A 20901-nucleotide genomic window follows, 5' to 3' on the forward strand; every position below is an offset into this window, starting at 1 on the left:
TGGATCAGCCGCGGCGGATCACCTGTTGCGCGGGAAAGTGGCAGGTGAAGGTGCTGCCCTTGCCCGGGCTGCTGCTGATGTCCAGGCGGGCGCGGTGGCGCAGCAGCACATGCTTGACGATGGCCAGGCCGATGCCGGTGCCGCCGGTGTTGCTGGCGCGGCTGGAGTCGACCCGGTAGAAGCGCTCGGTGAGGCGCGGCAGGTGCTTGGCCTCGATGCCGATGCCGCTGTCGGCCACGCTGAAGTAGGCGCCGTTGTCGTCGCCCCACCAGCGAATGCGGATCTCGCCTTCGTCCGGGGTGTACTTCACCGCGTTGAATATCAGGTTGGAGAAGGCGCTGCGCAGCTCGGCCTCGCTGCCCTTGAGCTTGACGTGGGCGTCGGCCTCCAGGCTGATGCGGTGGTGACGGGCGCCGGACAGCGCCTGGGCATCGTTCTTGATGGAGAGCAGCAGCAGGTCGACGGCCACCGGATGATTGTCCGAGGGGTAGTCGGTGGCCTCCAGCTTGGCCAGCAGCAGCAGGTCGTTCAGCAGGTTCTGCATGCGCGCGCCTTGCTGCTGCATCTGCTGCAGGGCCCGCAGCCAGCGCGGATTGACCTCCTCGACGTTGTCCAGCAGGGTTTCCAGGTATCCGGCGATCACCGTCAGCGGCGTGCGCAGCTCGTGGGAGACGTTGGCGACGAAGTCCTTGCGCATCTGTTCCAGCTGGTACAGGCGGGTGACGTCGCGCACCAGCATCAGGTGTTCCCGGTTGCCGTACTGGGTGATCTGCAGTTGCAGGCGCAGGTGGTCGTTGACCGGCGAGGGCAGGTCGAGGGCGTCCTGGTAGTTGCCCTGCTCGAAGTATTCCTTGAAGCGCGGATGGCGCACCAGGTTGGTGATCGACTGGCCGCTGTCCTGCGGGGTCTTCAGGCCGAGCAGGGTTTCCGCGGCGCGATTCCACCACTCCAGGTTGCCGTCGCTGTCGAGCATGATCACCCCGTCGCGCAGGGCGGCGGTGGATTCCTGCACGCGGTCGATCACAGCCTGCAGGCGCCCGCGCACGCGCTGGTCGCGGCGTTGCAGGTGGTAGATGTTGTCGAACACCTCGCCCCACAGGCCGTAGCCTTCCGGCGGGGCTTCGTCGGGCTGGCGCTCGCGCAGCCACTGGTGCAGGCGCAGCAGCTGCTTGAGGTGCCAGGCCAGGTAGAGGCCCAGGCCGACGGCCAGGCACCAGGCGTATTGCCCGCTGAGCAGGCCCAGCAGGCCGCAGCCGGCCAGCAATAACAATAGGCGGCGCACCACGGCGCCGCGCCAGTTCTGATTCACCTAGCGCGTCCTTTCAGTAACCGCAGCCGAACGCTGTGGCGGCTCAATTCTTGGTGGAGAAACGATACCCGGTACCGCGTACCGTCTGGACCAGGTTCTCGTAGACCTCGCCGAGCGCCTTGCGCAGGCGGCGGATATGCACGTCGACGGTGCGCTCCTCGACATACACGTTGCCACCCCAGACCTGGTCGAGCAACTGGCCGCGGGTATAGGCGCGTTCCTGGTGGGTCATGAAGAACTGCAGCAGGCGGTATTCGGTGGGGCCCATCTCGGCCGGCTTGCCGTCGATGGTGACGCGGTGGCTGATCGGGTCGAGCAGCAGGCCGCCGACCTCGATCGGCGCCTCGCCGTCGCTCGGCGCGGCGCGGCGCAGCACGGCCTTGAGGCGGGCGACCAGCTCGCGCGGCGAGAAGGGCTTGGTGATGTAGTCGTCGGCGCCGACTTCCAGGCCCTGGATCTTGTTGTCCTCTTCGCCCTTGGCGGTGAGCATGATGATCGGGATGTCGTCGGTCAGCTCGTCGCGCTTGAGCCGGCGGGCCAGCTCGATGCCGCTGGTGCCCGGCAGCATCCAGTCGAGCAGGATCAGGTCCGGCTTGCGGTCGACGATCAGGGCGTGGGCCTGCTGGGTGTTTTCCGCTTCCATGCAATCGTAGCCGGCCATCTCCAGGGCCACTGCGATCATTTCGCGGATCGGTGCTTCGTCATCAACGATCAGGATGTTCTTGCCAACCATGGACCGAGCCTCGGGTCGTCTGTCTTGCGCCGCATTAGATAACGGAATTATTGCAGTGATATGACAGCTCTGCGGCGGGCCTTTGCTTAACGCAGGCCATAGTCGAGGGCGATGCCGATCAGCACCGCCAGGCCGGCCCAGTGGTTGTGCAGGAAGGCGGCGAAGCAGGCCTGCGGTTCGCGCTGGCGGCTTTGCCAGAACTCCCAGGCGAAGCAGGCGGCGGCGCCGAACAGGCCGAGCAGGAACCAGATACCCAGGCTGAAGCGTGCGCCGGCCATGGCCAGGCACAGCAGGCTCAGGCCCTGCAGGCAGAGGATGATCAGCCGGTCGGCTTCGCCGAACAGGATGGCGGTGGATTTCACCCCGATCTTCAGGTCGTCCTCGCGGTCGGTCATCGCGTAGTAGGTGTCGTAGGCCACGGTCCACAGCAGGTTGGCCAGGTACAGCAGCCAGGCGGCGGCCGGCAGGTCGCCGCTCTCGGCGCTGAAGGCCATGGGGATGCCCCAGGAATAGGCCGCGCCGAGCACCACCTGGGGGTAGAAGGTATAGCGCTTCATGAAGGGGTAGCAGGCGGCCAGGGCCAGGGCGCCGAAGGACAGCCAGACCGTGAAGGCGTTGGTCAGCAGAACCAGGCCGAAGCTCAGGGCCACCAGCACGGCGAACAGGCCCAGCGCTTCGCGCGAGCTGACCCTGCCACTGGCCAGCGGGCGGTTGCGGGTGCGGCTGACATGGCCGTCGAAGTCGCGGTCGGCGAAGTCGTTGATCACGCAGCCGGCCGAGCGCATGAGAATCACGCCGAGGCTGAAGATGACCAGGTTGCCCAGGCTCGGCACGCCCTTGGCCGCCACCCACAGGGCGCCTAGGGTCGGCCACAGCAGCAGGTAGATGCCGATCGGCCGGTCCAGGCGCATCAGCTGGATGAAGTCCCAGGCCCGCGGGTGCAGGCGGTTCAGCGATTGCAGCAGGGTGGTGTACATCGGCGACTCTCCGGTCCAGGTGCGCCGATTATACGGAGCCGGGCGCTCCAGGAAATCGGCGGGTGCGCCGCCTGGGTCACGCTTGCGCGATCAGGGCGGGGTTACCGAGCGGCCTGGGCCTGGGTCCAGAACGCCGGCAGGAACACTTCCGCCACCAGCACGCCGAGGCCGTCGCGGCAGAAGTTCGAGCGCCGGGCCCACAGGCGTTCCTCGCGCACCTCGCCGGGCAGCCAGGCGGCCGGGTAGCGGCAGACCTGCAGCTCGCCGCGGGCGAAGGCGCGGTCGCTGAACAGCAGTTCGCCCAGCGAACGGCTGCCGAGCTTGCCCAGTTCGAAGCCGGAGCCTTCCAGGGCACTGCGTGCCGCCACGCTGCGGGCGAACACCCAGGGCTGCTCGGCGCCGCGCAGGTACACTTCGCGCACCCAGCCGAGGCTGCCGGCCGGGACCTGCAGGCTGTGGCATTCGTCGGCGCGCAACACCTGCCAGCCCTGCGCCAGCGGCAGTACACTGAACTGGCCGGCGCTGAGGGCGTCCAGGCGTCGGGTCAGCGAGCCCTCATCGAACAGCCAGTCGCGCTGCAGGGCGGTGGGCGCAGGATGCAACTGGGCACAGGTGAGCCAGCGTGGCGGATGGGCGAGGGCGGCGGATGGCACGGCGGACAGGCTTTGGCGGCGACAGACGGCGGCGAGCTTAGCATGCCGGACCGCCAGGTAGGCCGTCGTCCGGCACTTGCATGCAGGCGCGCATGCCAGTACAAAGCCTGCTGATTTTTTGACCAGGCAGCGCCCGCCAGAGGCGCCCGGTCCGGCCGATGATGAGGTGGAAGTGATGAAGAAGTGGCAATGTGTGGTCTGTGGCCTGATCTATGACGAAAGTCTGGGCTGGCCGGACGACGACATCGCTCCCGGTACGCGCTGGGAAGATGTTCCGGCCGACTGGCTGTGCCCGGATTGTGGCGTGGGCAAGGGCGACTTCGAGATGATCGAAATCGGCTGATCGGCCGCGCCTGCTGCACCCTGAACGGCGGCCCTGGGGCCGCCGTTTGCATTGGCGCGAGATGCAAGCCGTCGACCGTTGGTCTGGCGAGCTGGTACGAACGTGCCGGGCGTCGCCGGAAAATCCGGGCTAATGGCGTAAATGCCGTTCGTTCTGTCGTAAACGTCTTTATATTGGTAGCCTAAAACGCCGGGCACTACTGGCGCAGTGCCGGATGGCGTGCCATTCTCCCCCCGGTCTGCCGCAGCGCAGAGCTGTTGCGGCGCCTTGAGCGCTGTTCCGGACGGACAGCACGGACACAAAAACAACAAACCGTCAAAGAGGCATCTATGCGTAAACCCGAACTCGCCGCGGCCATCGCCGAAAAGGCTGATCTGACCAAAGACCAGGCCAATCGTGTACTCAACGCCGTTCTCGAAGAAATCACCGGCGCGCTGAACCGCAAGGACAGTGTGACTCTGGTTGGTTTCGGCACCTTCCTGCAGCGCCATCGCGGCGCCCGCACCGGGAAAAACCCGCAAACCGGCCAGCCGGTGAAGATCAAGGCCAGCAACACCGTGGCTTTCAAGCCGGGTAAGTCGCTGAAGGACGCCGTCAACTAAGGCGTCCGGGTCCGGGGTCGCCAGGCTCCGGACCGCTTTTCCGCGGTTTTTCCTGCACCGTGCCAGGCAGGATGTAGTCCTTCCCGCAACCCGCTACAATGCGCCGCCGATTTCCCCGACTTCGAGGCTGTGCGCCATGAAATTCCGCTTTCTCCTCTGGATGCTGGGCCGCCTGATGGCCAAGGCCAGCCGTACCAATCCTGACTTCCAGCAACAGCTGGCGGGCAAGGACATGGTGTTCCAGCTGCATACCCTGGATGGCAAGGTCTCGCGCCAGTACATCATCAAGGACCAGCGCATCACCAGCCGTGCCGGCAAGGCCGGCGAGCCGGCGTTCGCCATCGGCTTCAAGGATGCGCCGTACGGCTTCGCCACCATGAATGCGAAGAACAAGCAGCTGGCCTTCATGCAGGGCATCCAGAACAAGGACATCCAGATCCAGGGCAACCCGGCGCTGGTGATCTGGTTCCAGGGCCTGTTCAAGTACATCATGCCGAAGAAAAACAAGACTGCCGTCAAGAAAGCGGCCTGAGGCCGACCCGGACGCTGGCCTGTGCCGTGGGCATTGGCTAGGCTGGGCCCTTTTTCCGCAAGCCGTGATCATCATGCGTCTGCTGACATCCCTCTCCCTGCTCCTGCTCCTGGTGGCCCCGCTGCAGGCCGCGCCGCTCGAGCCCACGCTCAAGCGCGCGCTCGAACTGGCCGGCGTGCAGCTGCTCTGCGAGCAGACGCCGGCCCTGCTGCAGCGCGGCCTGCCCGCCGCCCAGCAGAAGCAGCTGGCCAAGGCCTTCAGCGCCGAGGCGCTGTGCGCCGACCTGGCCAAGCGCCTGGCCGGCGCATTGCCCCAGGCCCAGCTGGAGGCGGCGCTGCAGCTGCTCGACAGCCCGCTGGCCAGGCAGTTCAGCGAGGCCGAACGTACCCTGGGAGCCGACGGCGGCCTGGCCGCCTACCGTGCCCAGCTAGGCGAACGCCCGCCGCGGGCCGAGCGCCTGCAGCTGGTGCAGCGTCTGGATAAGGCCGCGCACACCACCGAGCTGGCCACCCTGCTGCGCTACGAGGTGGGCAAGACCCAGGCGCTGCTGGCCTTGCGCAGCCGCGGCGAGAATATTTCGGAGCAGGCCCTGGGCGAGCAGACCGCGGCCCAGGTCGCCCCGCTGCGCGCTTCCAGTGCCAGTGGCGTGGAGGCCTTCATGCTCTACGCTTACCGCCAGTCGCCCAGCGTCCAGCTGGCCGAATATGCTGCGCTGTATGAGCAGGACGCCGTGCGCGCCCTGCTCGACGCCAGTGTCCGCGAGCTGCCCAAGGTGTTCGCCGCCCGGCGCGCGCTGCTGAAATAGCCGGTGCTGACAGTCAAAAGGGGCCGCGAGGCCCCTTTTTCGTTACCCATCCCCGGAAAATACGGGGGGATCGTCGCCGCTCAGTGCGGGTGATGAAACTGCGCCGCCAGTTCGCGCAGCGCCACTTCCGCCTGCAGCACCTTGTTCAGCGCGTCCTCGGCCTTGTCGCGGCTGATGCCCAGGCGCTCGAACAGCTCATCCGGGATCTCGCCTTGCGGGCCGCTGCCGATGCCGCGGCTGCGCAGCAGGCTGACGGCCAGGCAGACCAGGTTCGGATAGGCGCTGTGCGGGCCGTCGTAGGTCGGGTCGTGCTGGAAGCGCAGGGCGCTGGCCAGCTCCTCGGGCATGTCCCAGAAACGCATCAGCCAGGCGCCGATCTGCTCGCGGGTGATACCCAGCAGGTGCTGCTCGATATAGCTCGGCGGCAGGTGCGGGTTGACCTCCAGGTGCCGGCAGATCAGCGAGAAGTGCGGCGGGAAGACATGGGCCAGGACCAGGTAGCCGAAGTTGTGCAGCAGCCCGGCGAGGTAGGTCAGGCCGGCTTCCGGGCGCTGCGCGCGCGGCATGGCACGGGTCAGGCCCTCGATCACCGCGGCGCTGTAGATCGCCTGCTGCCAGTAGGGGGTGGCCTGCTGCGGGTGGTCCTTGGGCAGGGACAGGGTCTTGCCCAGGGCCAGGCCGAGGGCCAGGTTGATCACCAGGTCGAAGCCCAGCACGCGGACGATGGCGTCTTCCACCGAGCGGATCTTGCCGGGCGCGGCGTAGTAGGGCGAGGCGGCCCAGCTGACCACCTGGGCGGCCAGGGCCGGGTCGGTTTCGACCACGCCGGTGATGTCGTCCACCGTGGCATCCGGGTCGACGCGCAGCTTGATGATCTTCTGCGCGGTTTCCGGCAGCGGCGGAATCTCGATGGTTTCTTCCAGGCGCTGCTGGATGCGCCGGGCGGTGAAGGCCTGCACGGCCTGGGTGATTTCCGCGCGGTCGTCGTCCGGACGGTCGAGGTTGGGCTTGATCGCCAGCACCGGCTCGCCGAAGCGCGCGGCGCTGGCCTTGCTCAGCAGCACGCTCTTGTAGGCGTCGCTGGCGATTTCCAGCAGCACGCCGGGTTCGCCGGATTCCACCAGCAGGCTGCTTTCTTGCAGCAGGCGCTCGTCGTACAGGCATGGCGAGCTGGTCAGCGGCGGCAGGCCCGGCAGGGCGCCGAGGCTGTGCTTGGCCAGCATGCGTTCCAGGCGCTCCGGCTTGACCGCCGCCAGCTTGCGCCCGGTCAGTTCGGTCAGGCGGTTGAGGTCGAGCAGCTGACTCTGCGGGAACAGCACCAGCAGGGCACCGACCGCGTCGTCGAGCAGCACTGCCTGCACCCGGCGGGCGGCCGGCAGACCGGCATGCTCGTGGCGTACCGTGCAGGCCACGCCGAGCTTGTCCAGCAGCTGGAGGATCACCGCCGGCGGACGCGGCGCAGGGTCGGGGGCGAGGGCAACTTCGGTCATGGGCAACATCCGGCAGGGGAACTACTGGCTGGGAGTATAACCAGCCGCTCGCGCGCGCGTGGCTGCCGCCGGACAGGTGACCAGCGGTGCGCTGTCGATTGGCTCACACTTGGCCATACTGCTGGCCATGCCGCAGCCAGCGCTCGAGCAGCGGGCTGACGTGTTGCGGCCAGTGCTGCAGCAGGCTCTGCGCGGCGTCGCGCACGGCCGGCAGCAGGTCGGCGTCGCGCATCAGGTCGGCCACCTTGAACTGCAGCAGGCCGGTCTGGCGGGTGCCGAGCATCTCGCCGGGGCCGCGCAGTTCCAGGTCTTTCTCGGCGATCACGAAGCCGTCGCAGGTCTCGCGCATGATCCCCAGGCGTGCGCGGCCCAGCTGCGACAGCGGCGCGTGGTAGAGCAGCACGCAGTGGCTGGCCGCGCTGCCGCGACCGACCCGGCCGCGCAGCTGGTGCAGCTGGGCCAGGCCCAGGCGCTCGGGGTTCTCGATGATCATCAGGCTGGCGTTGGGCACGTCGACGCCGACCTCGATCACCGTGGTAGCGACCAGCAACTGCAGCTCGCCGCGCTTGAACTCGTCCATGATCGCGGCCTTCTCGGCCGGCTTCATGCGCCCGTGGATCAGGCCGACACGCAGCTCGCCGAGGGCGCTGGACAGCTCCTCGTAGCTGGTCTCGGCGGCCTGGCAGGTGAGCTCTTCGGATTCCTCGATCAGCGTGCACACCCAGTAGGCCTGGCGCCCCTCGCGGCAGGCGGCGCGCACCCGCTCGACCACTTCGATGCGGCGGCTGTCGGCGACCAGTACGGTGTTCACCGGCGTGCGTCCCGGCGGCAGTTCGTCGAGGATCGAAGTGTCGAGGTCGGCGTAGGCGCTCATCGCCAGGGTGCGCGGGATGGGCGTGGCGGTCATGATCAGCTGGTGCGGGCAGAGGCGGCCGTTGATGCCTTTCTGGCGCAGGGCCAGGCGCTGCTGCACGCCGAAACGGTGCTGCTCGTCGATGATCGCCAGGGCCAGACGCTGGAACTGCACTTCGTCCTGGAACAGGGCGTGGGTGCCGACCACCATCGGCGCGCCCGCGGCGATCTGCTCCAGCGCGGCAACTCGGGCCTTGCCCTTGAGCTTGCCGGCCAGCCAGGCGACCTCGATGCCCAGCGGCGCCAGCCAGCGCGAGAAGTTGAGGAAGTGCTGCTCGGCGAGGATCTCGGTGGGCGCCATCAGCGCCACCTGGTAGCCGGCTTCCAGGGCCTGCAGGGCGGCGAGGGCGGCGACCACGGTCTTGCCGGCGCCGACGTCGCCCTGCACCAGGCGCAGCATGGGCTCGTCCTGGGACAGGTCGTAGGCGATCTCCGCGCCGACCCGCTGCTGTGCGCCGGTGGGGGCGAAGCCGAGGTTCTGCAGGAACAGCTGCGGCAGGCGCTTGGCCAGCGGCAGGCGCGGCGCCTGCTGGGCGCGGACCTGCTCGCGCAGGCGCTGCAGCGACAGCTGGTGGGTCAGCAGTTCCTCGAAGGCCAGGCGGTGCTGGGCCCAGTGCCGCCCTTCGGCCAGTTCTTCCAGGTCGGCATCCGGCGGCGGCCGGTGCAGGTAGCGGATCGCCTCGTCCAGCGGGCCGAGGCGGTAGTCGCGGGCCAGTTCGGCCGGCAGCCAGTCCGGCAGGCTATGCGGGCCGAGACGGGCCAGGGCCAGCTGGCTGAGGCTGCGCAGGCGCTGCTGGGTGAGGCCTTCGGTGGTCGGGTAGATCGGCGTCAGGGTCTGCTCCACCGGCGCCACTTCGTCGGCGCCCAGGGCGCGGTATTCCGGGTGGTAGATCTCCAGGCCGGAGGCGCCGGGGCGCGCCTCGCCGTAGCAGCGCACGTGGGTGCCGCGCTTGAGGCCGTCACGCTGGGCCTGGCTGAAGTGGTAGAAGCGCAAGGATAGGGTGCCGCTCCCGTCCTGCAGGCGCACCAAGAGGCTGCGGCGCTTGCCCATGACGATATCGGCGCCGGCCACCACGCCTTCGATCACCGCGTCCTGGCCGGGGCGCAGGGCGCCGATCGGCACCACGCGGGTGCGATCCTGGTAGCGCAGGGGCAGGTGGAACAGCACGTCCTGCAGGGTTTCCAGGCCGACCCTGGCGAGTTTTTCCGCCAGCGCCGCGCCCACTCCCTTGAGCGCGGTGACCGGTACCCGGGCCAGTTCGGTCATGCCGGCAGGGCTTGACCTTGCGGACGCGCGGCCACCGAGCACAGGCGGATCGAATCGGCGAGCAGCTCGATGGCCTTGGGCCGCGGGAAGCTGGCGCGCCAGGCGATGGCCACGGTGCGGAACGGCACCGGCGGGGTCAGTGGGCGCACCTCGATCACGCCGGGGGCGTAGTGGTGGCTGTCCACCGCGGAGAACGGCAGGATCGAGATGCCGAGGCCCGAGGCGACCATGTGGCGGATGGTTTCCAGCGAGCTGGACTCAATGGTGGTGTGCTTGTTTTCTTCGCTCTTGCGCGTGGCCGGGCAGGCTTCCAGCACCTGGTCGCGGAAGCAGTGGCCTTCGCCGAGCAGCAGCAGGCTCTTGTCGTTGAGCAGGCTGGCGTCGATGTGTTCCTTGGCGGTCCAGGGGTGGCCGGCCGGCATCAGCACGTAGAACGGCTCGTCGTACAGCGCCTTGGTCAGCACGTCGGCCTCGACGAACGGCAGGGCGATGATGATCGCGTCCAGCTCGCCGGTGCGCAGCTTGTCGCGCAGCACGTGGGTGAAGTTTTCCTCGATGTACAGCGGCATGTCCGGGGCGACCCGGTGCAGCTGCGGGATCAGGTGGGGGAACAGGTAGGGGCCGACCGTGTAGATGGCGCCAATCTTCAGTGGTGCGGTGAGCTGGTTCTTGCCGGCCTGGGCCAGCTCGCGGATGCCCTGGGCCTGCTCCAGCACCTTCTGCGCCTGGGTGACGATGCCTTCGCCGACCGGGGTCAGGCGCACCGCGCTCTTGCTGCGCTCGAAGATCAGCACGCCGAGCTCGTCCTCGAGCTTCTTCACCCCCACCGAGAGGGTCGGCTGGCTGACATGGCAACGCTCGGCGGCCCGGCCGAAATGCTGTTCCTGGGCGAGGGTGACGATGTAGCGCAGTTCGGTAAGGGTCATAGTCTGAATCCATTGAGATGCGCTCAAGCATAGCGGCTGTCTTCAATGGAACCAACTGTCCCGGAGCAGTTGCCAGGTGCGCGCGGCGCACCCTACGGGTGTGTGCTCAACGCCGGTCGAGGGAATAGACGAAGGGCGCGACGATTTCCAGCTGGCCGTTCTGCAGCATCTCGGCCGGCGGTGGCGGCAGCGGCTGGGCGCGGCGGATCATCTCCAGGGTGGCGCGGTCCAGCGAGGCGCTGCCGGAGCGGCCGGCGAGAGCGTAGGAGAGCACCTTGCCGCGGCCGTCGACCACGAAACGCAGCCGGTTGACGCCCTCGAAGCCGCGCCGGCGGGCGTCGTCCGGGTAGCGCTTGTAGCGGCTCAGGTGGCTGAGCAGCTTGCTCTGCCAGCTGATCTCGGCCTTGCTCGGCGCGCTGACCGCGGCCTGCTGCGGGGCGGCCGGCTTGGCATCGGCGGCGGCCACCGGCGCCGGCGGGGTGTCCGGCGGCGGGTTGTCCGCCGGCTTGACCTGCGGTTTGGGCTCGACCGGCTGGGGCGGGCGTGGCTTGGGCTGGGGCTTCGGCGGGGCGACGGCCAGCTTCGGCTTCGGCGCCTCGACCAGCTTGGGCTGCGGCTCCGGCTCCGGCGGCTGGACCTGCGGCGGTGGCGGCGGGGCCGGCTTGGGCGCGGCGGCCAGCGGCTCCAGCTCGATCAGCATGGCCGCCGGCGGCACTGCCAGCGGCATGGCCTGCGGGCGCCAGTACAGGGCCCAGAGGAACAGGCCGAGGTGCAGGGCGAGCACGAGGACCAGGCTGACGCCCCACAGCGGCAGCTTGCGCAGGCTGCTGCTCATTGGCCGCCGACCGTTTCCAGGCCGACCAGGCCGATCTTCAGGTAGCCGGCGCCGCGCAGGTTGTCCATCACGGCCATCAGCTCGGCGTAGTCCACGCCCTTGTCGCCACGGACGAAGATGGTCTTGTCCTTGTCGGCACCGGTCAGCCGGTCCAGGGCGCTGCCGAGCTGGGCGGCTGCGACCTGCTGGTTGTCGAGGAACAGGCTGCTGTCCGCCTTGATGCTCAGGTAGATCGGCTTGTCCGGACGCGGCGCCGGTTTGGCCGTGGAGGCCGGCAGGTCAACCTTGACGTCGACGGTGGCCAGCGGCGCGGCGACCATGAAGATGATCAGCAGCACCAGCATCACGTCGATGAAGGGGGTGACGTTGATCTCGTGGTTTTCCTGGAGATCGTCGCCACCTTCTTTCAAATGCAGGCCCATGGCTCAGACCGCCTTGACCATGTGCGGTGGCGCGCTGCGCTCGGGCACGGCCGGCAGGTCGAGGTCGCGGCTGACCAGCAGCAGCACCTGGGCCGAGGCATCGGCGACCTGCGCCTTGTAGCTGGCGATGGAACGGGCGAAGACGTTGTAGATGATCACCGCGGGAATCGCCGCGACCAGGCCCAGGGCGGTGGCCAGCAGGGCTTCGGCGATGCCTGGGGCGACCACGGCGAGGTTGGTGGTCTGCGATTTGGCGATGCCGATGAAGCTGTTCATGATGCCCCAGACGGTGCCGAACAGGCCGACGAAGGGCGCGGTGGAACCGATGGTGGCGAGCACGCCGGTGCCCTTGCTCATCTCGCGGCCGCAGGCGGCGACCAGGCGCTCCAGACGGAAGCTGACCCGTTCCTTGATGCCGTCCTTCTCCTTGCTGCCGGCGGAGAGCTTCAGCTCCTCGCGGGCGTCATCGATCAGCAGGGCGCTGAAGCTGTGCTTGGCGCGGGCCTGCTCGGCGGCCTGGTTGAGGTTGCGTGCACTCTTCAGGTCGAGCAGTTCGCGCTGCAGGCGGCGGCGCGCGCTGACCAGTTCCAGGCTCTTGGCGATCCAGATGGTCCAGGTCAGCACCGAGGCCAGCATCAGGCCGATCATCACCGTCTTCACCACCACGTCGGCGTTCTGGTACATGCCCCAGGGCGACAGGTCGTGGGCGCCTTCCTCGGTGGCGGCCGGTTGCTGGCCCAGGGCGTCCAGCGCCTGCAGGGCGGCGACCAGCTGCTGCGCGTCGGCCTCGGCGATGCCGTGGTCCTGCATGAACTGCTGCTGCACAGCGCCGATCTGCTCGGCGCTGGCCTGCTCGCCGAGGGCGGCGATCTTCTCGCGCAGGGCGTTCAACCTGGGGTCTGCGCTGGCGGCCGGGGCCGCGGCGCTGGGATCGGGCTGGCCAGAGGCGGTGGCCGGAGCGCTCTGCTGGACGGCCGGCGCCGGCGCGGCGGGGACTTCTTCGGCGTAGCCGACAACCGGCAGCAGCAGGCCGAACAGGGCCAGGGCGAGCCGGCGCAGCAGCACTTGCGCGGTGGCGGCGATGGAGTGGGCGGGTTGGCTGAATGGGTTCATGCTGGCCGGACCTGAAGAAGGAAAAGAGCGTTGGCGGCCACCGGCGCAGGAGCGCGGTGGAGCAAAAGTGCCGGCATTATTGCAAGTAATTCTTGTTAACAAAAGAGTAATTCGCATTTACATCTCCCGGCACTTGGCCGCCGGAGCCCCTGGCGCTAGGCTGGGCGCCCTGTTTCATGGAGTTGAGCATGCCTGCCTCCCCCTCTCTGCTGATCGCCGGTTGCGGCGATGTCGGTGGTCGCCTGGCCCAACAACTTATTGTGGCCGACTGGACGGTTTACGGTTTGCGGCGCGATGTCGCACGCCTGCCGGCCGCCGTTGTGCCGGTGCCCGGCGACCTGCAGGTCGACAGTCGCCCGGCGGCCTGGCCGCAGGGGCCGCTGGACTACCTGGTGTACTGCGCGACACCGGCCCAGCATGACGAGGCCGGCTACCGCGCCGCCTATGTCGATGGCCTGCGCCATGTGCTGGCCTGGCTGGCCGCGGCGGGCCAGCGACCGCGGCGGCTGTTGTTCGTCTCCAGCAGCGGCGTGTACGGCCAGCAGGGCGGTGAATGGATCGACGAGGATTCCCCGGCCGAGGCGCCGGGCTACTCCGCACGGATCATGCGCGAGGCCGAGCAGCTGGCGCTGCACAGCGGCCTGCCGGCAACCGCGCTGCGCCTGACCGGCATCTATGGCCCGGGACGCACCTGGCTGCTCAATCAGGTGCGCCAGGGCTATCGTGCGGCCAGCGAGCCGCCGTTGTACGGCAATCGCATCCATGCCGACGATGCCGCCGGGCTGCTGGCCTTCCTGCTGCAGGCCGATGCCCGCGGAGTGGCGCTGGCCGACTGCTATATCGGCGTGGATGACGAGCCGGCGCCGCTGCACGAGGTGGTCGGCTGGTTGCGCGAGCAACTGGGCGTCAGCCACTGGGCCGAGGAGTCCGCGGTGCGTCGTTCCGGCAGCAAGCGTTGTAGCAATGCGCGGGCGCGGGCGCTCGGCTGGGCGCCGCACTACCCGAGCTATCGCGAGGGCTACGCGGCGCTGCTGGCCGCCGCTCAGTCGTCGCTGCGGCCGCTGTAGCGACCGCTGTCGTCGTAGCGCCGGCCATCGTCGTCTTCGCGGCCCTGGTAGCGCCCGGCGCTGTCATAGATGCGCCCGTCGTGGTCCTGGCGCCCCTTGTAGCGGCCGCTGGCGTCATAGCGCCGGCCGTCTTCGTCGTCGCGCCCGATATAGCGCCCCGCCGCGTCGTAATGCCGGCCGTCCGCGTCGGTGCGGCCGCTGTAGCGGCCACTGCTGTCATAGGCGCGCCCGTTGTCATCGGTGCGCCCCAGGTAGCGCCCGCTGCTGTCGTAGTGGCGTTGTTCGGCCTGGGCGCTCAGGCTGAGGAGCAGGCAGCACAGTAGAATCAGGCGCATGGGGGAAACTCCACAGGGAAAACCGTTGGAGTGCGGCGGATCAGTCGCGTTCCAGCAGCCAGGCCTGGCGCCCGGGATGCAGCTCGGGCACTTCGTCCAGCTGGGCGCGGTTGAGGGCCTCGAGGATGCGCAGCTGTTCGCCGTCGCGCTGGAAGATCCACGAGCGGCCCTGTTGGCCGAGTTGCAGCCACAGGCTGTCGTGCTCGCCGCTCATCGACGCGCAGTCGCCGGCCAGGCACAGGGCATAGCGTTCGGCGCCCGGCAGGCCCTCGATGCGGCCGTCGGCGTGGAACAGCACCAGGCCACCCTGGCCGAGGCCTTCGCGGATCTTCCAGGTGCCGCCCAGGTAGGCGTCATACAGCGCCGCCTCGAAGCTGCTGCCCGGCGGCGCGTCGGTCGCGGCGGGCTGCAGCGGCTTGCTGAAGCGTTGCTCGGGGCCGTTGCTGTTGGCCTGCTGGACCAGCTCGTCGTCGTGCAAACTGAGCTGCTCGTGGACGTCGCCGTGGTAGTCGACCCGCCACTGGCCGGGCTGTTGCGCCGTCAGCCGACCTTCAGCCAGTTCGAAGCCGTTGCTGTAGGTGGCCAGGCCGCGCTGGCTGTCGATCTGCCATTCCAGGTTCGGGCCGTAGGCCAGCAGCGCCTCGCGCAGCGGCCCGCCTTCGCGGGCCGCCTCGATCAGCGGCTGGTTGATCCAGATGCCGTCCGGGCTGCCGGGGCCGGCACAGCCGCTGAGCAGGCCGCAGCACAGGGCGAAGGCGGACAGTCGACGCATGCGGGAGGCCTCCGGTCGGATGGATCAGTCGAGCACCAGGATGCCGTCCATTTCCACCAGCGAGCCGCGCGGCAGGGCCGCCACGCCGATGGCGGCGCGGGCCGGATAGGGCTGCTCGAAGTAGCGGCCCATGACTTCGTTGACCTTGGCGAAGTGGCTGAGGTCGGTGAGGAAGATGTTCAGCTTGACCAGGTCCTTGAAGCTGCCGCCGGCGGCTTCGATCACGGCCTTGAGGTTCTCGAACACCTGCACGGTCTGTTCCTCGAAGCCCTGCACCAGTTCCATGGTGGCCGGGTCCAGGGGGATCTGCCCGGACAGGTACACGGTGTTGCCGGCCTTGATCGCCTGGGAGTAGGTGCCGATGGCGGCCGGGGCGTTGGGCGAAGTGATGACGGTCTTGCTCATGGAAAGCTCCGATAGGGTTTTTCTTGTTGGGGCGCGCGCCTTCAGGCGCGCATGCGGGTGATGCGGATCACGCCAGTGAGGGCGCGCAGTTTCTTGATCACGCGGGCCAGGTGCACGCGGTCATGCACGCTGACCACCAGCTGGACCACGCTGATGCGGCCATCGCGCTCGTCCATGCCGATCTTCTCGATGTTGCCGTCGGCGGCATTCACGCTGCTGGCCAGCAGGGCGATCAGGCCGCGCTGGTGCTCCAGCTCGACGCGCAGCTCGACGTTGAATTCGCCGGTGACATCCTTGGCCCAGTTGAGCTGGATGCATTTTTCCGGATTGTGGCGGATCTCGCTGATGTTCTTGCAGCTGTCCAGGTGCACCACCATGCCCTTGCCGGCCGACAGGTGGCCGACGATCGGGTCGCCGGGGATCGGCGTGCAGCACTTGGCATAGCTCAGCACCAGGCCTTCGGTGCCGCGGATGGCCAGCGGGCCTTCGGCGCTCGGCAGCTGGTCGCCGCCTTCGCTGAGCAGGCGCCGCGCCACCACGTAGGCCATGCGGTTGCCCAGGCCGATGTCTTCCAGCAGGTCTTCGATGACTTCCAGGCGGTATTCGCCGAGCACTGCCTGCACCCGCTCGGCCGGCACCTTGTCCAGGTGGCTGGCGAAGCCGGTGAGCACCTTGTTCAGCAGGCGCTCGCCGAGGTTGATCGATTCCGAGCGGCGCTGCAGCTTGAGGGCATGGCGGATATGGGTGCGTGCCTTGCCGGTGACCACGAAGTTGAGCCAGGCCGGGTTCGGCCGGGCGCCGGGGGCGGTGACGATTTCCACCGTCGAGCCGCTCTCCAGGGCCTGCGACAGCGGCGCCAGGCGGCGGTTGATGCGGCAGGCGATGCAGCTGTTGCCGACGTCGGTGTGCACCGCGTAGGCGAAGTCGACCGCGGTGGAGCCCTTGGGCAGCTCCATGATCTTGCCTTTCGGGGTGAAGACGTAGACCTCGTCCGGGAACAGGTCGATCTTCACGCTCTCGATAAATTCCAGCGAATTACCCGCTCTTTGCTGCAGTTCGAGGATGCCCTTGACCCACTGCCGTGCGCGGGCGTGGCTGCCCTTGGGCTGCTCGTCCTCGGCGGACTTGTACAGCCAGTGGGCGGCGATGCCGTTGTTGGCCAGCTCTTCCATCTCGCGGGTGCGGATCTGGATCTCGATCGGCACGCCGTGCATGCCGAACAGCGTGGTGTGCAGCGACTGGTAGCCGTTGGCCTTGGGAATCGCGATGTAGTCCTTGAAGCGGCCGGGCAGGGGCTTGTACAGGTTGTGCACGGCGCCGAGCACCCGGTAGCAGGTGTCGACCTTGTCGACCACGATGCGGAAGGCGTAGACGTCCATGATCTCGTTGAACGCCCGGCGCTTGCCGCGCATCTTCTTGTAGATGCTGTACAGGTGCTTCTCGCGGCCGATCACCTCGCCCTGCATGCCTTCGCGCTGCAGGCAGGCGGTGATCGATTCCTCGATCTTGTTGACGATTTCCTTGCGGTTGCCGCGGGCGCGCTTGACCGCCGTGCGGATGCGCTCGGAACGCATCGGGTACATGGCCTTGAAGCCCAGGTCCTCGAATTCCACGCGCATGCTGTGCATGCCCAGCCGGTTGGCGATGGGCGCGTAGATTTCCAGGGTTTCCTTGGCGATGCGCCGGCGCTTCTCACCGGCCAGCACTTCCAGGGTGCGCATGTTGTGCAGGCGGTCGGCCAGCTTGACCAGGATCACGCGGATGTCGCGGGCCATGGCCATGGCCATCTTCTGGAAGTTCTCGGCCTGGGCCTCGGCCTTGGTCTCGAAGTTCATCTGGGTCAGCTTGCTGACCCCGTCGACCAGTTCGGAAACCGTCTCGCCGAACTGCGAGGTGAGGGCTTCCTTGGCGATGCCGGTGTCCTCGATCACGTCGTGCAGCATGGCGGCCATCAGGCTCTGATGGTCCATGTGCATGTCGGCGAGGATGCTGGCGACGGCGAGCGGGTGGGTGACGTAGGCTTCGCCGCTGCGGCGGCGCTGGCCGTCGTGGGCCTGCTCGGCGTAGAAGTAGGCGCGGCGGACCAGGTTGACCTGGTCCGGGCCGAGGTAGGTCGAAAGGCGTTCGGCGAGTGTGTCTATGCTCGGCAAGGTGGCACCCCCTGCCGCACCGGCTGACTGCGAGTCGCGCGACTTCGACCCATGGCCTTACAGAGGCTCGTTGGCCTCGTCCTCGAGGGGGGCGAAGAACGGCTCTTCCTCGACCAGGTCATCCTGGGCGATCACGTCATAGTCGACCAGGCCGGCGGCGATTTCGCGCAGGGCGACTACGGTCGGCTTGTCGTTTTCCCACGCCACTTTCGGCTCTTTGCCGCCGGTGGCCAGCTGACGCGAGCGCTTGGTGGCGAGCATGACCAGCTCGAAGCGGTTATCGACGTTGTCCAGGCAATCTTCAACGGTAACGCGGGCCATGGTGTTCCTCGTAGCAAATGCAGATAAAGAGCTGGGCCCGGATGGGCGAGCGGACTGAATAGTCTAAAAAATCACCAGCGTTAAGGGAAGCACTGATTTCCCGGCTCAAACCAGCAGTTCGCTGAGCAGGCCGGCGTGGCGCTGCTGCTGCACGTGCTGCAGCAGCTGATTGGCGCGGAAGATCGCCTTCAGGTCGGCCAGGGCATGGGCGAAATCGTCGTTGATCAGGATGTAGTCGTACTCGACGTAGTGGCTCATCTCACTGACCGCCTCGTGCATGCGGCGCTCGATGATCTCGCCGCTGTCCTGGCCGCGGTTGGTCAGGCGGTGGCGCAAGGCCTCCTGAGTCGGCGGCAGGATGAAGATGGACTTGGCCTGGGGCATCAGCCGGCGTACCTGCTGGGCGCCCTGCCAGTCGATCTCGAGGATCAGGTCGTAGCCTTCGGCGAGGGTCTGCTCGACCCACTTCTGCGAGGTGCCGTAGAGGTTGTCGAAGACCTGGGCGTGCTCGAGGAAGTCGCTGTGCTCGAGCATAGCGACGAACTGTTCGCGGCTGACGAAGTGGTAGTTGACTCCGTCCACCTCGCCCGGGCGCATGGCGCGGGTGGTGTGCGAGACGGAGACGCGGATCTGCGCCTCGCTGTCGATCAGCGCCTTGACCAGGCTGGTCTTGCCGGCGCCGGAGGGCGCGGAAACGATGTAGAGGGTGCCGGTGGTGACGGTCATGGATGCATCCTGGAAACGTTGTTCGTAGCCTAGCAGGGGCTTACTCGATGTTCTGGACCTGTTCGCGCATCTGCTCGATCAGGACTTTCAAATTGACCGCGGCCTGGGTGCTGCGCGGGTCGAAGGCCTTGGAACCGAGGGTATTGGCCTCGCGGTTGAGTTCCTGCATGAGGAAGTCCAGGCGCCGGCCGGCGGCGCCACCGGCCTTGAGCACGCGGCGCACTTCGGCCACGTGGGTGCTCAGGCGGTCGAGTTCCTCGGCCACGTCGCTCTTCTGCGCCAGCAGCACCAGCTCCTGCTCCAGGCGCTGCGGGTCCAGCTCGGCCTGCAGTTCGGCGAAGCGCGCTTCGATCTTCTGCCGCTGGCCCGCCAGCATCTGCGGCACCAGCTCGCGCAGGGCGACGACTTCCGCATTGATGCCGTCCAGGCGCTCATTGAGCAGCTTGGCCAGCTCGGCGCCTTCGCGGCCGCGGCCGTTCTTCAGCTCGGCCAGGGCCTGGTTGAACAGATCCAGGGCGGCGGCATTCAGCGCCTGCGGGTCGGCCGCGTCGGCCACCAGCACGCCGGGCCAGGCCAGCACTTCCAGGGGGTTGAGCGCTGCCGGCTGCTGGATCAGGGCGGCCACCTGCTCGGCGGCGGCGATCAGCTGGCGGGCGCGCTGGCTGTCGACCTGCAGGGGCTTGCCGGTGTTTTCCTCGGCGAAGCGCAGGGTGCATTCCACTTTGCCGCGCGACAGGCCCTGGCGCAGGGTCTCGCGCACCGCGCCTTCGAGGTCGCGGAAGGCATCCGGCAGGCGCAGGTGCGGTTCCAGGTAGCGGTGGTTGACCGAGCGCAGTTCCCAGCTCAGGGTGCCGTGGGCGCCGGCCCCTTCGACGCGGGCGAAGGCGGTCATGCTGTGCACCATGGGAAAACCTCTCGGATCGGAAACTGGGGCGCGGGATTGTAACGCAGAGCGACCGCCGGCCCAATCGGACATGTCGCATGGGCGGTGGGCGCCCTATAATGCCGGCAGATTCCCGCTCCTTATCAGGTATACGCAGATGAAACGTCCCAGTGGCCGTGCCTCCTCCCAGTTGCGCAATGTACGCATCACCCGCAACTACACCAAGCATGCCGAGGGTTCGGTACTGGTCGAGTTCGGCGATACCAAGGTCATCTGCACCGCCAGCGTCGAGTCCGGTGTGCCGCGTTTCCTCAAGGGCCAGGGCCAGGGCTGGCTGACCGCCGAGTACGGCATGCTGCCGCGCGCCACCGGCGAGCGCAACGCGCGTGAGGCCAGCCGCGGCAAGCAGGGCGGGCGTACCCTGGAAATCCAGCGCCTGATCGGCCGCTCGCTGCGCGCCGCGCTGGACATGAGCAAGCTGGGCGAGAACACCATCTTCATCGACTGCGACGTGATCCAGGCCGACGGCGGTACCCGGACTGCGTCCATCACCGGGGCCATGGTGGCCCTGGTCGATGCCCTGAAGCTGCTGAAGAAGCGCGGCGGGCTGAAGGGCGAGCCGCTAAAGCAGATGGTCGCCGCCGTCTCGGTGGGCATGTACCAGGGTGAGCCGGTGCTGGACCTGGACTACCTGGAAGACTCGGCCGCCGAGACCGATCTCAACGTGGTGATGACCAGCGCCGGTGGCTTCATCGAAGTGCAGGGCACTGCCGAGGGCGCACCCTTCCAGCCGGAAGAGCTGACTGCCATGCTCGCCCTGGCCCAGCACGGCATGCGCGAGCTGTTCGAGCTGCAGCTGGCGGCCCTGGCCGACTGAGTCGACACGACGACGCGGAGGAAGAGCATGGACGAGCAGAACCTGGTGCCCACGCCGAGCGCGGAGGCCCGCCAATGGGCGATGCTGTGCCACTACGCGGCCTTCTTCTGGGTCGTCGCGCCGATGATCGGCAATGTCATCGGTCCCCTGGTGGTCTGGCAGCTGAAGAAGGACCTGGACCCCTTCGTCGACCAGCAGGGCCGCGAGGCGCTGAACTTCCAGATCACCTACAGCATCGCCATGATGGTCTGCGGCGCGCTGGCCTGGGTGCTGATCGGCTTTCCGCTGATGCTGCTGGTCGGTGTGACCGCGCTGGTGCTGACCATCATCGCCGGGATCAAGGCCAACGAAGGCCAGGCCTACCGTTATCCGCTGTGCCTGCGCTTGATCAAGTGACACCCATTCTGCCGGCCCCGCCCGGGGCTGGTCGTTTCATCCCCTGTTAA

At 67.9% G+C, this 20901-nt stretch carries 24 protein-coding genes; 7 read left to right on the plus strand and 17 right to left on the minus strand.

Annotation, left to right across the window (positions count from 1 at the left end; all coding sequences use genetic code 11):
* Positions 1 to 4 precede the first annotated feature (4 nt).
* From phoR to GV001_RS02350, 4 genes are all read right to left on the minus strand, one after another.
* A complete protein-coding gene (gene phoR, locus GV001_RS02335; RefSeq protein ID WP_160077741.1) occupies positions 5 to 1309 on the minus strand; it encodes a phosphate regulon sensor histidine kinase PhoR in 1305 nt (434 codons plus the stop codon).
* Positions 1310 to 1352: 43 nt separating this feature from the next.
* Positions 1353 to 2042 (minus strand): phosphate regulon transcriptional regulator PhoB, encoded by a 690-nt coding sequence (phoB, locus tag GV001_RS02340; RefSeq protein WP_160077743.1) that lies wholly within the window; start codon positions 2040 to 2042, stop codon positions 1353 to 1355.
* Positions 2043 to 2128: 86 nt separating this feature from the next.
* Complete coding sequence (gene ubiA / locus GV001_RS02345) at positions 2129 to 3019, minus strand: 4-hydroxybenzoate octaprenyltransferase (protein WP_160077745.1); 891 nt, start codon at positions 3017 to 3019, stop codon at positions 2129 to 2131.
* A gap of 101 nt (positions 3020 to 3120) precedes the next feature.
* Positions 3121 to 3672: a chorismate lyase gene (locus tag GV001_RS02350; protein WP_160077747.1), complete on the minus strand. Its 552-nt coding sequence runs from the start codon at positions 3670 to 3672 to the stop codon at positions 3121 to 3123.
* 175 nt (positions 3673 to 3847) lie between these two features.
* Between GV001_RS02350 and GV001_RS02355 the strand changes: the two genes are divergently transcribed.
* From GV001_RS02355 to GV001_RS02370, 4 genes are all read left to right on the plus strand, one after another.
* Positions 3848 to 4015 carry a rubredoxin gene (locus GV001_RS02355; RefSeq protein ID WP_160077749.1) on the plus strand — a complete coding sequence of 56 codons (168 nt, stop codon included), beginning with the start codon at positions 3848 to 3850 and terminating at the stop codon, positions 4013 to 4015.
* Between the two features lie 329 nt (positions 4016 to 4344).
* Positions 4345 to 4617, plus strand: a complete 273-nt coding sequence (locus GV001_RS02360) for an HU family DNA-binding protein (RefSeq protein WP_160077751.1) — start codon at positions 4345 to 4347, stop codon at positions 4615 to 4617.
* Positions 4618 to 4753: 136 nt separating this feature from the next.
* Complete coding sequence (locus GV001_RS02365) at positions 4754 to 5149, plus strand: helicase (protein ID WP_160077753.1); 396 nt, start codon at positions 4754 to 4756, stop codon at positions 5147 to 5149.
* Positions 5150 to 5222: 73 nt separating this feature from the next.
* Positions 5223 to 5954: a hypothetical protein gene (locus tag GV001_RS02370; protein WP_160077755.1), complete on the plus strand. Its 732-nt coding sequence runs from the start codon at positions 5223 to 5225 to the stop codon at positions 5952 to 5954.
* An 80-nt stretch (positions 5955 to 6034) separates the two neighbouring features.
* Here the strand turns inward: GV001_RS02370 and GV001_RS02375 are convergent, their stop codons facing one another.
* From GV001_RS02375 to exbB, 6 genes are all read right to left on the minus strand, one after another.
* Positions 6035 to 7444 carry an aminoacyl-tRNA deacylase and HDOD domain-containing protein gene (locus tag GV001_RS02375; RefSeq protein WP_160077757.1) on the minus strand — a complete coding sequence of 470 codons (1410 nt, stop codon included), beginning with the start codon at positions 7442 to 7444 and terminating at the stop codon, positions 6035 to 6037.
* A 103-nt stretch (positions 7445 to 7547) separates the two neighbouring features.
* Positions 7548 to 9623: an ATP-dependent DNA helicase RecG gene (gene recG, locus GV001_RS02380; RefSeq protein ID WP_160077759.1), complete on the minus strand. Its 2076-nt coding sequence runs from the start codon at positions 9621 to 9623 to the stop codon at positions 7548 to 7550.
* Positions 9620 to 10549, minus strand: a complete 930-nt coding sequence (locus GV001_RS02385) for a hydrogen peroxide-inducible genes activator (RefSeq protein WP_160077761.1) — start codon at positions 10547 to 10549, stop codon at positions 9620 to 9622. Before GV001_RS02385 ends, recG begins: the two co-directional genes overlap by 4 nt.
* Positions 10550 to 10655: 106 nt before the next feature.
* Complete coding sequence (locus tag GV001_RS02390) at positions 10656 to 11384, minus strand: energy transducer TonB (protein ID WP_160077763.1); 729 nt, start codon at positions 11382 to 11384, stop codon at positions 10656 to 10658.
* Positions 11381 to 11806, minus strand: coding sequence for a TonB system transport protein ExbD (gene exbD, locus GV001_RS02395; RefSeq protein WP_160077765.1), 426 nt, complete (start codon positions 11804 to 11806; stop codon positions 11381 to 11383). Before exbD ends, GV001_RS02390 begins: the two co-directional genes overlap by 4 nt.
* A 3-nt stretch (positions 11807 to 11809) precedes the next feature.
* Positions 11810 to 12919, minus strand: a complete 1110-nt coding sequence (gene exbB / locus GV001_RS02400; RefSeq protein WP_160077767.1) for a tonB-system energizer ExbB — start codon at positions 12917 to 12919, stop codon at positions 11810 to 11812.
* A 188-nt stretch (positions 12920 to 13107) separates the two neighbouring features.
* Here exbB and GV001_RS02405 point away from each other — a divergent pair, with 188 nt between their 5' ends.
* Positions 13108 to 13986, plus strand: coding sequence for an NAD-dependent epimerase/dehydratase family protein (locus GV001_RS02405; protein ID WP_160077769.1), 879 nt, complete (start codon positions 13108 to 13110; stop codon positions 13984 to 13986).
* Here the strand turns inward: GV001_RS02405 and GV001_RS02410 are convergent.
* The 7 genes from GV001_RS02410 to GV001_RS02440 all read right to left on the minus strand — a co-directional run bounded on the left by GV001_RS02410 (position 13962) and on the right by GV001_RS02440 (position 19599).
* Positions 13962 to 14321 carry a type IV secretion protein Rhs gene (locus GV001_RS02410; protein WP_160077771.1) on the minus strand — a complete coding sequence of 120 codons (360 nt, stop codon included), beginning with the start codon at positions 14319 to 14321 and terminating at the stop codon, positions 13962 to 13964. The genes GV001_RS02405 and GV001_RS02410 overlap by 25 nt on opposite strands.
* A 40-nt stretch (positions 14322 to 14361) precedes the next feature.
* The gene (locus GV001_RS02415) at positions 14362 to 15093 is read right to left on the minus strand and encodes a hypothetical protein (RefSeq protein ID WP_160077773.1); all 732 of its coding nucleotides are present in this window, start codon (positions 15091 to 15093) and stop codon (positions 14362 to 14364) included.
* 24 nt (positions 15094 to 15117) lie between these two features.
* A complete protein-coding gene (locus GV001_RS02420; protein ID WP_160077775.1) occupies positions 15118 to 15498 on the minus strand; it encodes a RidA family protein in 381 nt (126 codons plus the stop codon).
* A 41-nt stretch (positions 15499 to 15539) separates the two neighbouring features.
* A complete protein-coding gene (gene spoT / locus GV001_RS02425; RefSeq protein ID WP_160077777.1) occupies positions 15540 to 17648 on the minus strand; it encodes a bifunctional GTP diphosphokinase/guanosine-3',5'-bis pyrophosphate 3'-pyrophosphohydrolase in 2109 nt (702 codons plus the stop codon).
* Between the two features lie 57 nt (positions 17649 to 17705).
* Positions 17706 to 17969 (minus strand): DNA-directed RNA polymerase subunit omega, encoded by a 264-nt coding sequence (gene rpoZ, locus GV001_RS02430; protein WP_160077779.1) that lies wholly within the window; start codon positions 17967 to 17969, stop codon positions 17706 to 17708.
* Between the two features lie 105 nt (positions 17970 to 18074).
* Positions 18075 to 18695, minus strand: a complete 621-nt coding sequence (gene gmk / locus GV001_RS02435) for a guanylate kinase (protein WP_160077781.1) — start codon at positions 18693 to 18695, stop codon at positions 18075 to 18077.
* Between the two features lie 40 nt (positions 18696 to 18735).
* A complete protein-coding gene (locus GV001_RS02440) occupies positions 18736 to 19599 on the minus strand; it encodes a YicC/YloC family endoribonuclease (protein ID WP_160077783.1) in 864 nt (287 codons plus the stop codon).
* 136 nt (positions 19600 to 19735) lie between these two features.
* Between GV001_RS02440 and rph the strand changes: the two genes are divergently transcribed.
* The gene (gene rph / locus GV001_RS02445) at positions 19736 to 20455 is read left to right on the plus strand and encodes a ribonuclease PH (RefSeq protein WP_160077785.1); all 720 of its coding nucleotides are present in this window, start codon (positions 19736 to 19738) and stop codon (positions 20453 to 20455) included.
* Between the two features lie 27 nt (positions 20456 to 20482).
* A complete protein-coding gene (locus tag GV001_RS02450; protein ID WP_160077787.1) occupies positions 20483 to 20851 on the plus strand; it encodes a DUF4870 domain-containing protein in 369 nt (122 codons plus the stop codon).
* Positions 20852 to 20901 lie beyond the last annotated feature (50 nt).

Source organism: Pseudomonas sp. 8AS, from assembly GCF_902506505.1.
In the GTDB taxonomy this organism is placed as follows: Bacteria; Pseudomonadota; Gammaproteobacteria; order Pseudomonadales; family Pseudomonadaceae; genus Aquipseudomonas.

Coding starts and splice junctions, on each gene's coding strand:
- phoB (WP_160077743.1), bottom strand. CDS start 2,042: ATGGTTGGCAAGAACATCCTGATCGTTGATGACGAAGCACCGATCCGC.
- ubiA (WP_160077745.1), bottom strand. CDS start 3,019: ATGTACACCACCCTGCTGCAATCGCTGAACCGCCTGCACCCGCGGGCC.
- GV001_RS02355 (WP_160077749.1), top strand. CDS start 3,848: ATGAAGAAGTGGCAATGTGTGGTCTGTGGCCTGATCTATGACGAAAGT.
- GV001_RS02360 (WP_160077751.1), top strand. CDS start 4,345: ATGCGTAAACCCGAACTCGCCGCGGCCATCGCCGAAAAGGCTGATCTG.
- GV001_RS02365 (WP_160077753.1), top strand. CDS start 4,754: ATGAAATTCCGCTTTCTCCTCTGGATGCTGGGCCGCCTGATGGCCAAG.
- GV001_RS02370 (WP_160077755.1), top strand. CDS start 5,223: ATGCGTCTGCTGACATCCCTCTCCCTGCTCCTGCTCCTGGTGGCCCCG.
- GV001_RS02375 (WP_160077757.1), bottom strand. CDS start 7,444: ATGACCGAAGTTGCCCTCGCCCCCGACCCTGCGCCGCGTCCGCCGGCG.
- recG (WP_160077759.1), bottom strand. CDS start 9,623: ATGACCGAACTGGCCCGGGTACCGGTCACCGCGCTCAAGGGAGTGGGC.
- GV001_RS02385 (WP_160077761.1), bottom strand. CDS start 10,549: ATGACCCTTACCGAACTGCGCTACATCGTCACCCTCGCCCAGGAACAG.
- GV001_RS02390 (WP_160077763.1), bottom strand. CDS start 11,384: ATGAGCAGCAGCCTGCGCAAGCTGCCGCTGTGGGGCGTCAGCCTGGTC.
- exbD (WP_160077765.1), bottom strand. CDS start 11,806: ATGGGCCTGCATTTGAAAGAAGGTGGCGACGATCTCCAGGAAAACCAC.
- exbB (WP_160077767.1), bottom strand. CDS start 12,919: ATGAACCCATTCAGCCAACCCGCCCACTCCATCGCCGCCACCGCGCAA.
- GV001_RS02405 (WP_160077769.1), top strand. CDS start 13,108: ATGCCTGCCTCCCCCTCTCTGCTGATCGCCGGTTGCGGCGATGTCGGT.
- GV001_RS02410 (WP_160077771.1), bottom strand. CDS start 14,321: ATGCGCCTGATTCTACTGTGCTGCCTGCTCCTCAGCCTGAGCGCCCAG.
- GV001_RS02415 (WP_160077773.1), bottom strand. CDS start 15,093: ATGCGTCGACTGTCCGCCTTCGCCCTGTGCTGCGGCCTGCTCAGCGGC.
- GV001_RS02420 (WP_160077775.1), bottom strand. CDS start 15,498: ATGAGCAAGACCGTCATCACTTCGCCCAACGCCCCGGCCGCCATCGGC.
- rpoZ (WP_160077779.1), bottom strand. CDS start 17,969: ATGGCCCGCGTTACCGTTGAAGATTGCCTGGACAACGTCGATAACCGC.
- gmk (WP_160077781.1), bottom strand. CDS start 18,695: ATGACCGTCACCACCGGCACCCTCTACATCGTTTCCGCGCCCTCCGGC.
- GV001_RS02440 (WP_160077783.1), bottom strand. CDS start 19,599: ATGGTGCACAGCATGACCGCCTTCGCCCGCGTCGAAGGGGCCGGCGCC.
- rph (WP_160077785.1), top strand. CDS start 19,736: ATGAAACGTCCCAGTGGCCGTGCCTCCTCCCAGTTGCGCAATGTACGC.
- GV001_RS02450 (WP_160077787.1), top strand. CDS start 20,483: ATGGACGAGCAGAACCTGGTGCCCACGCCGAGCGCGGAGGCCCGCCAA.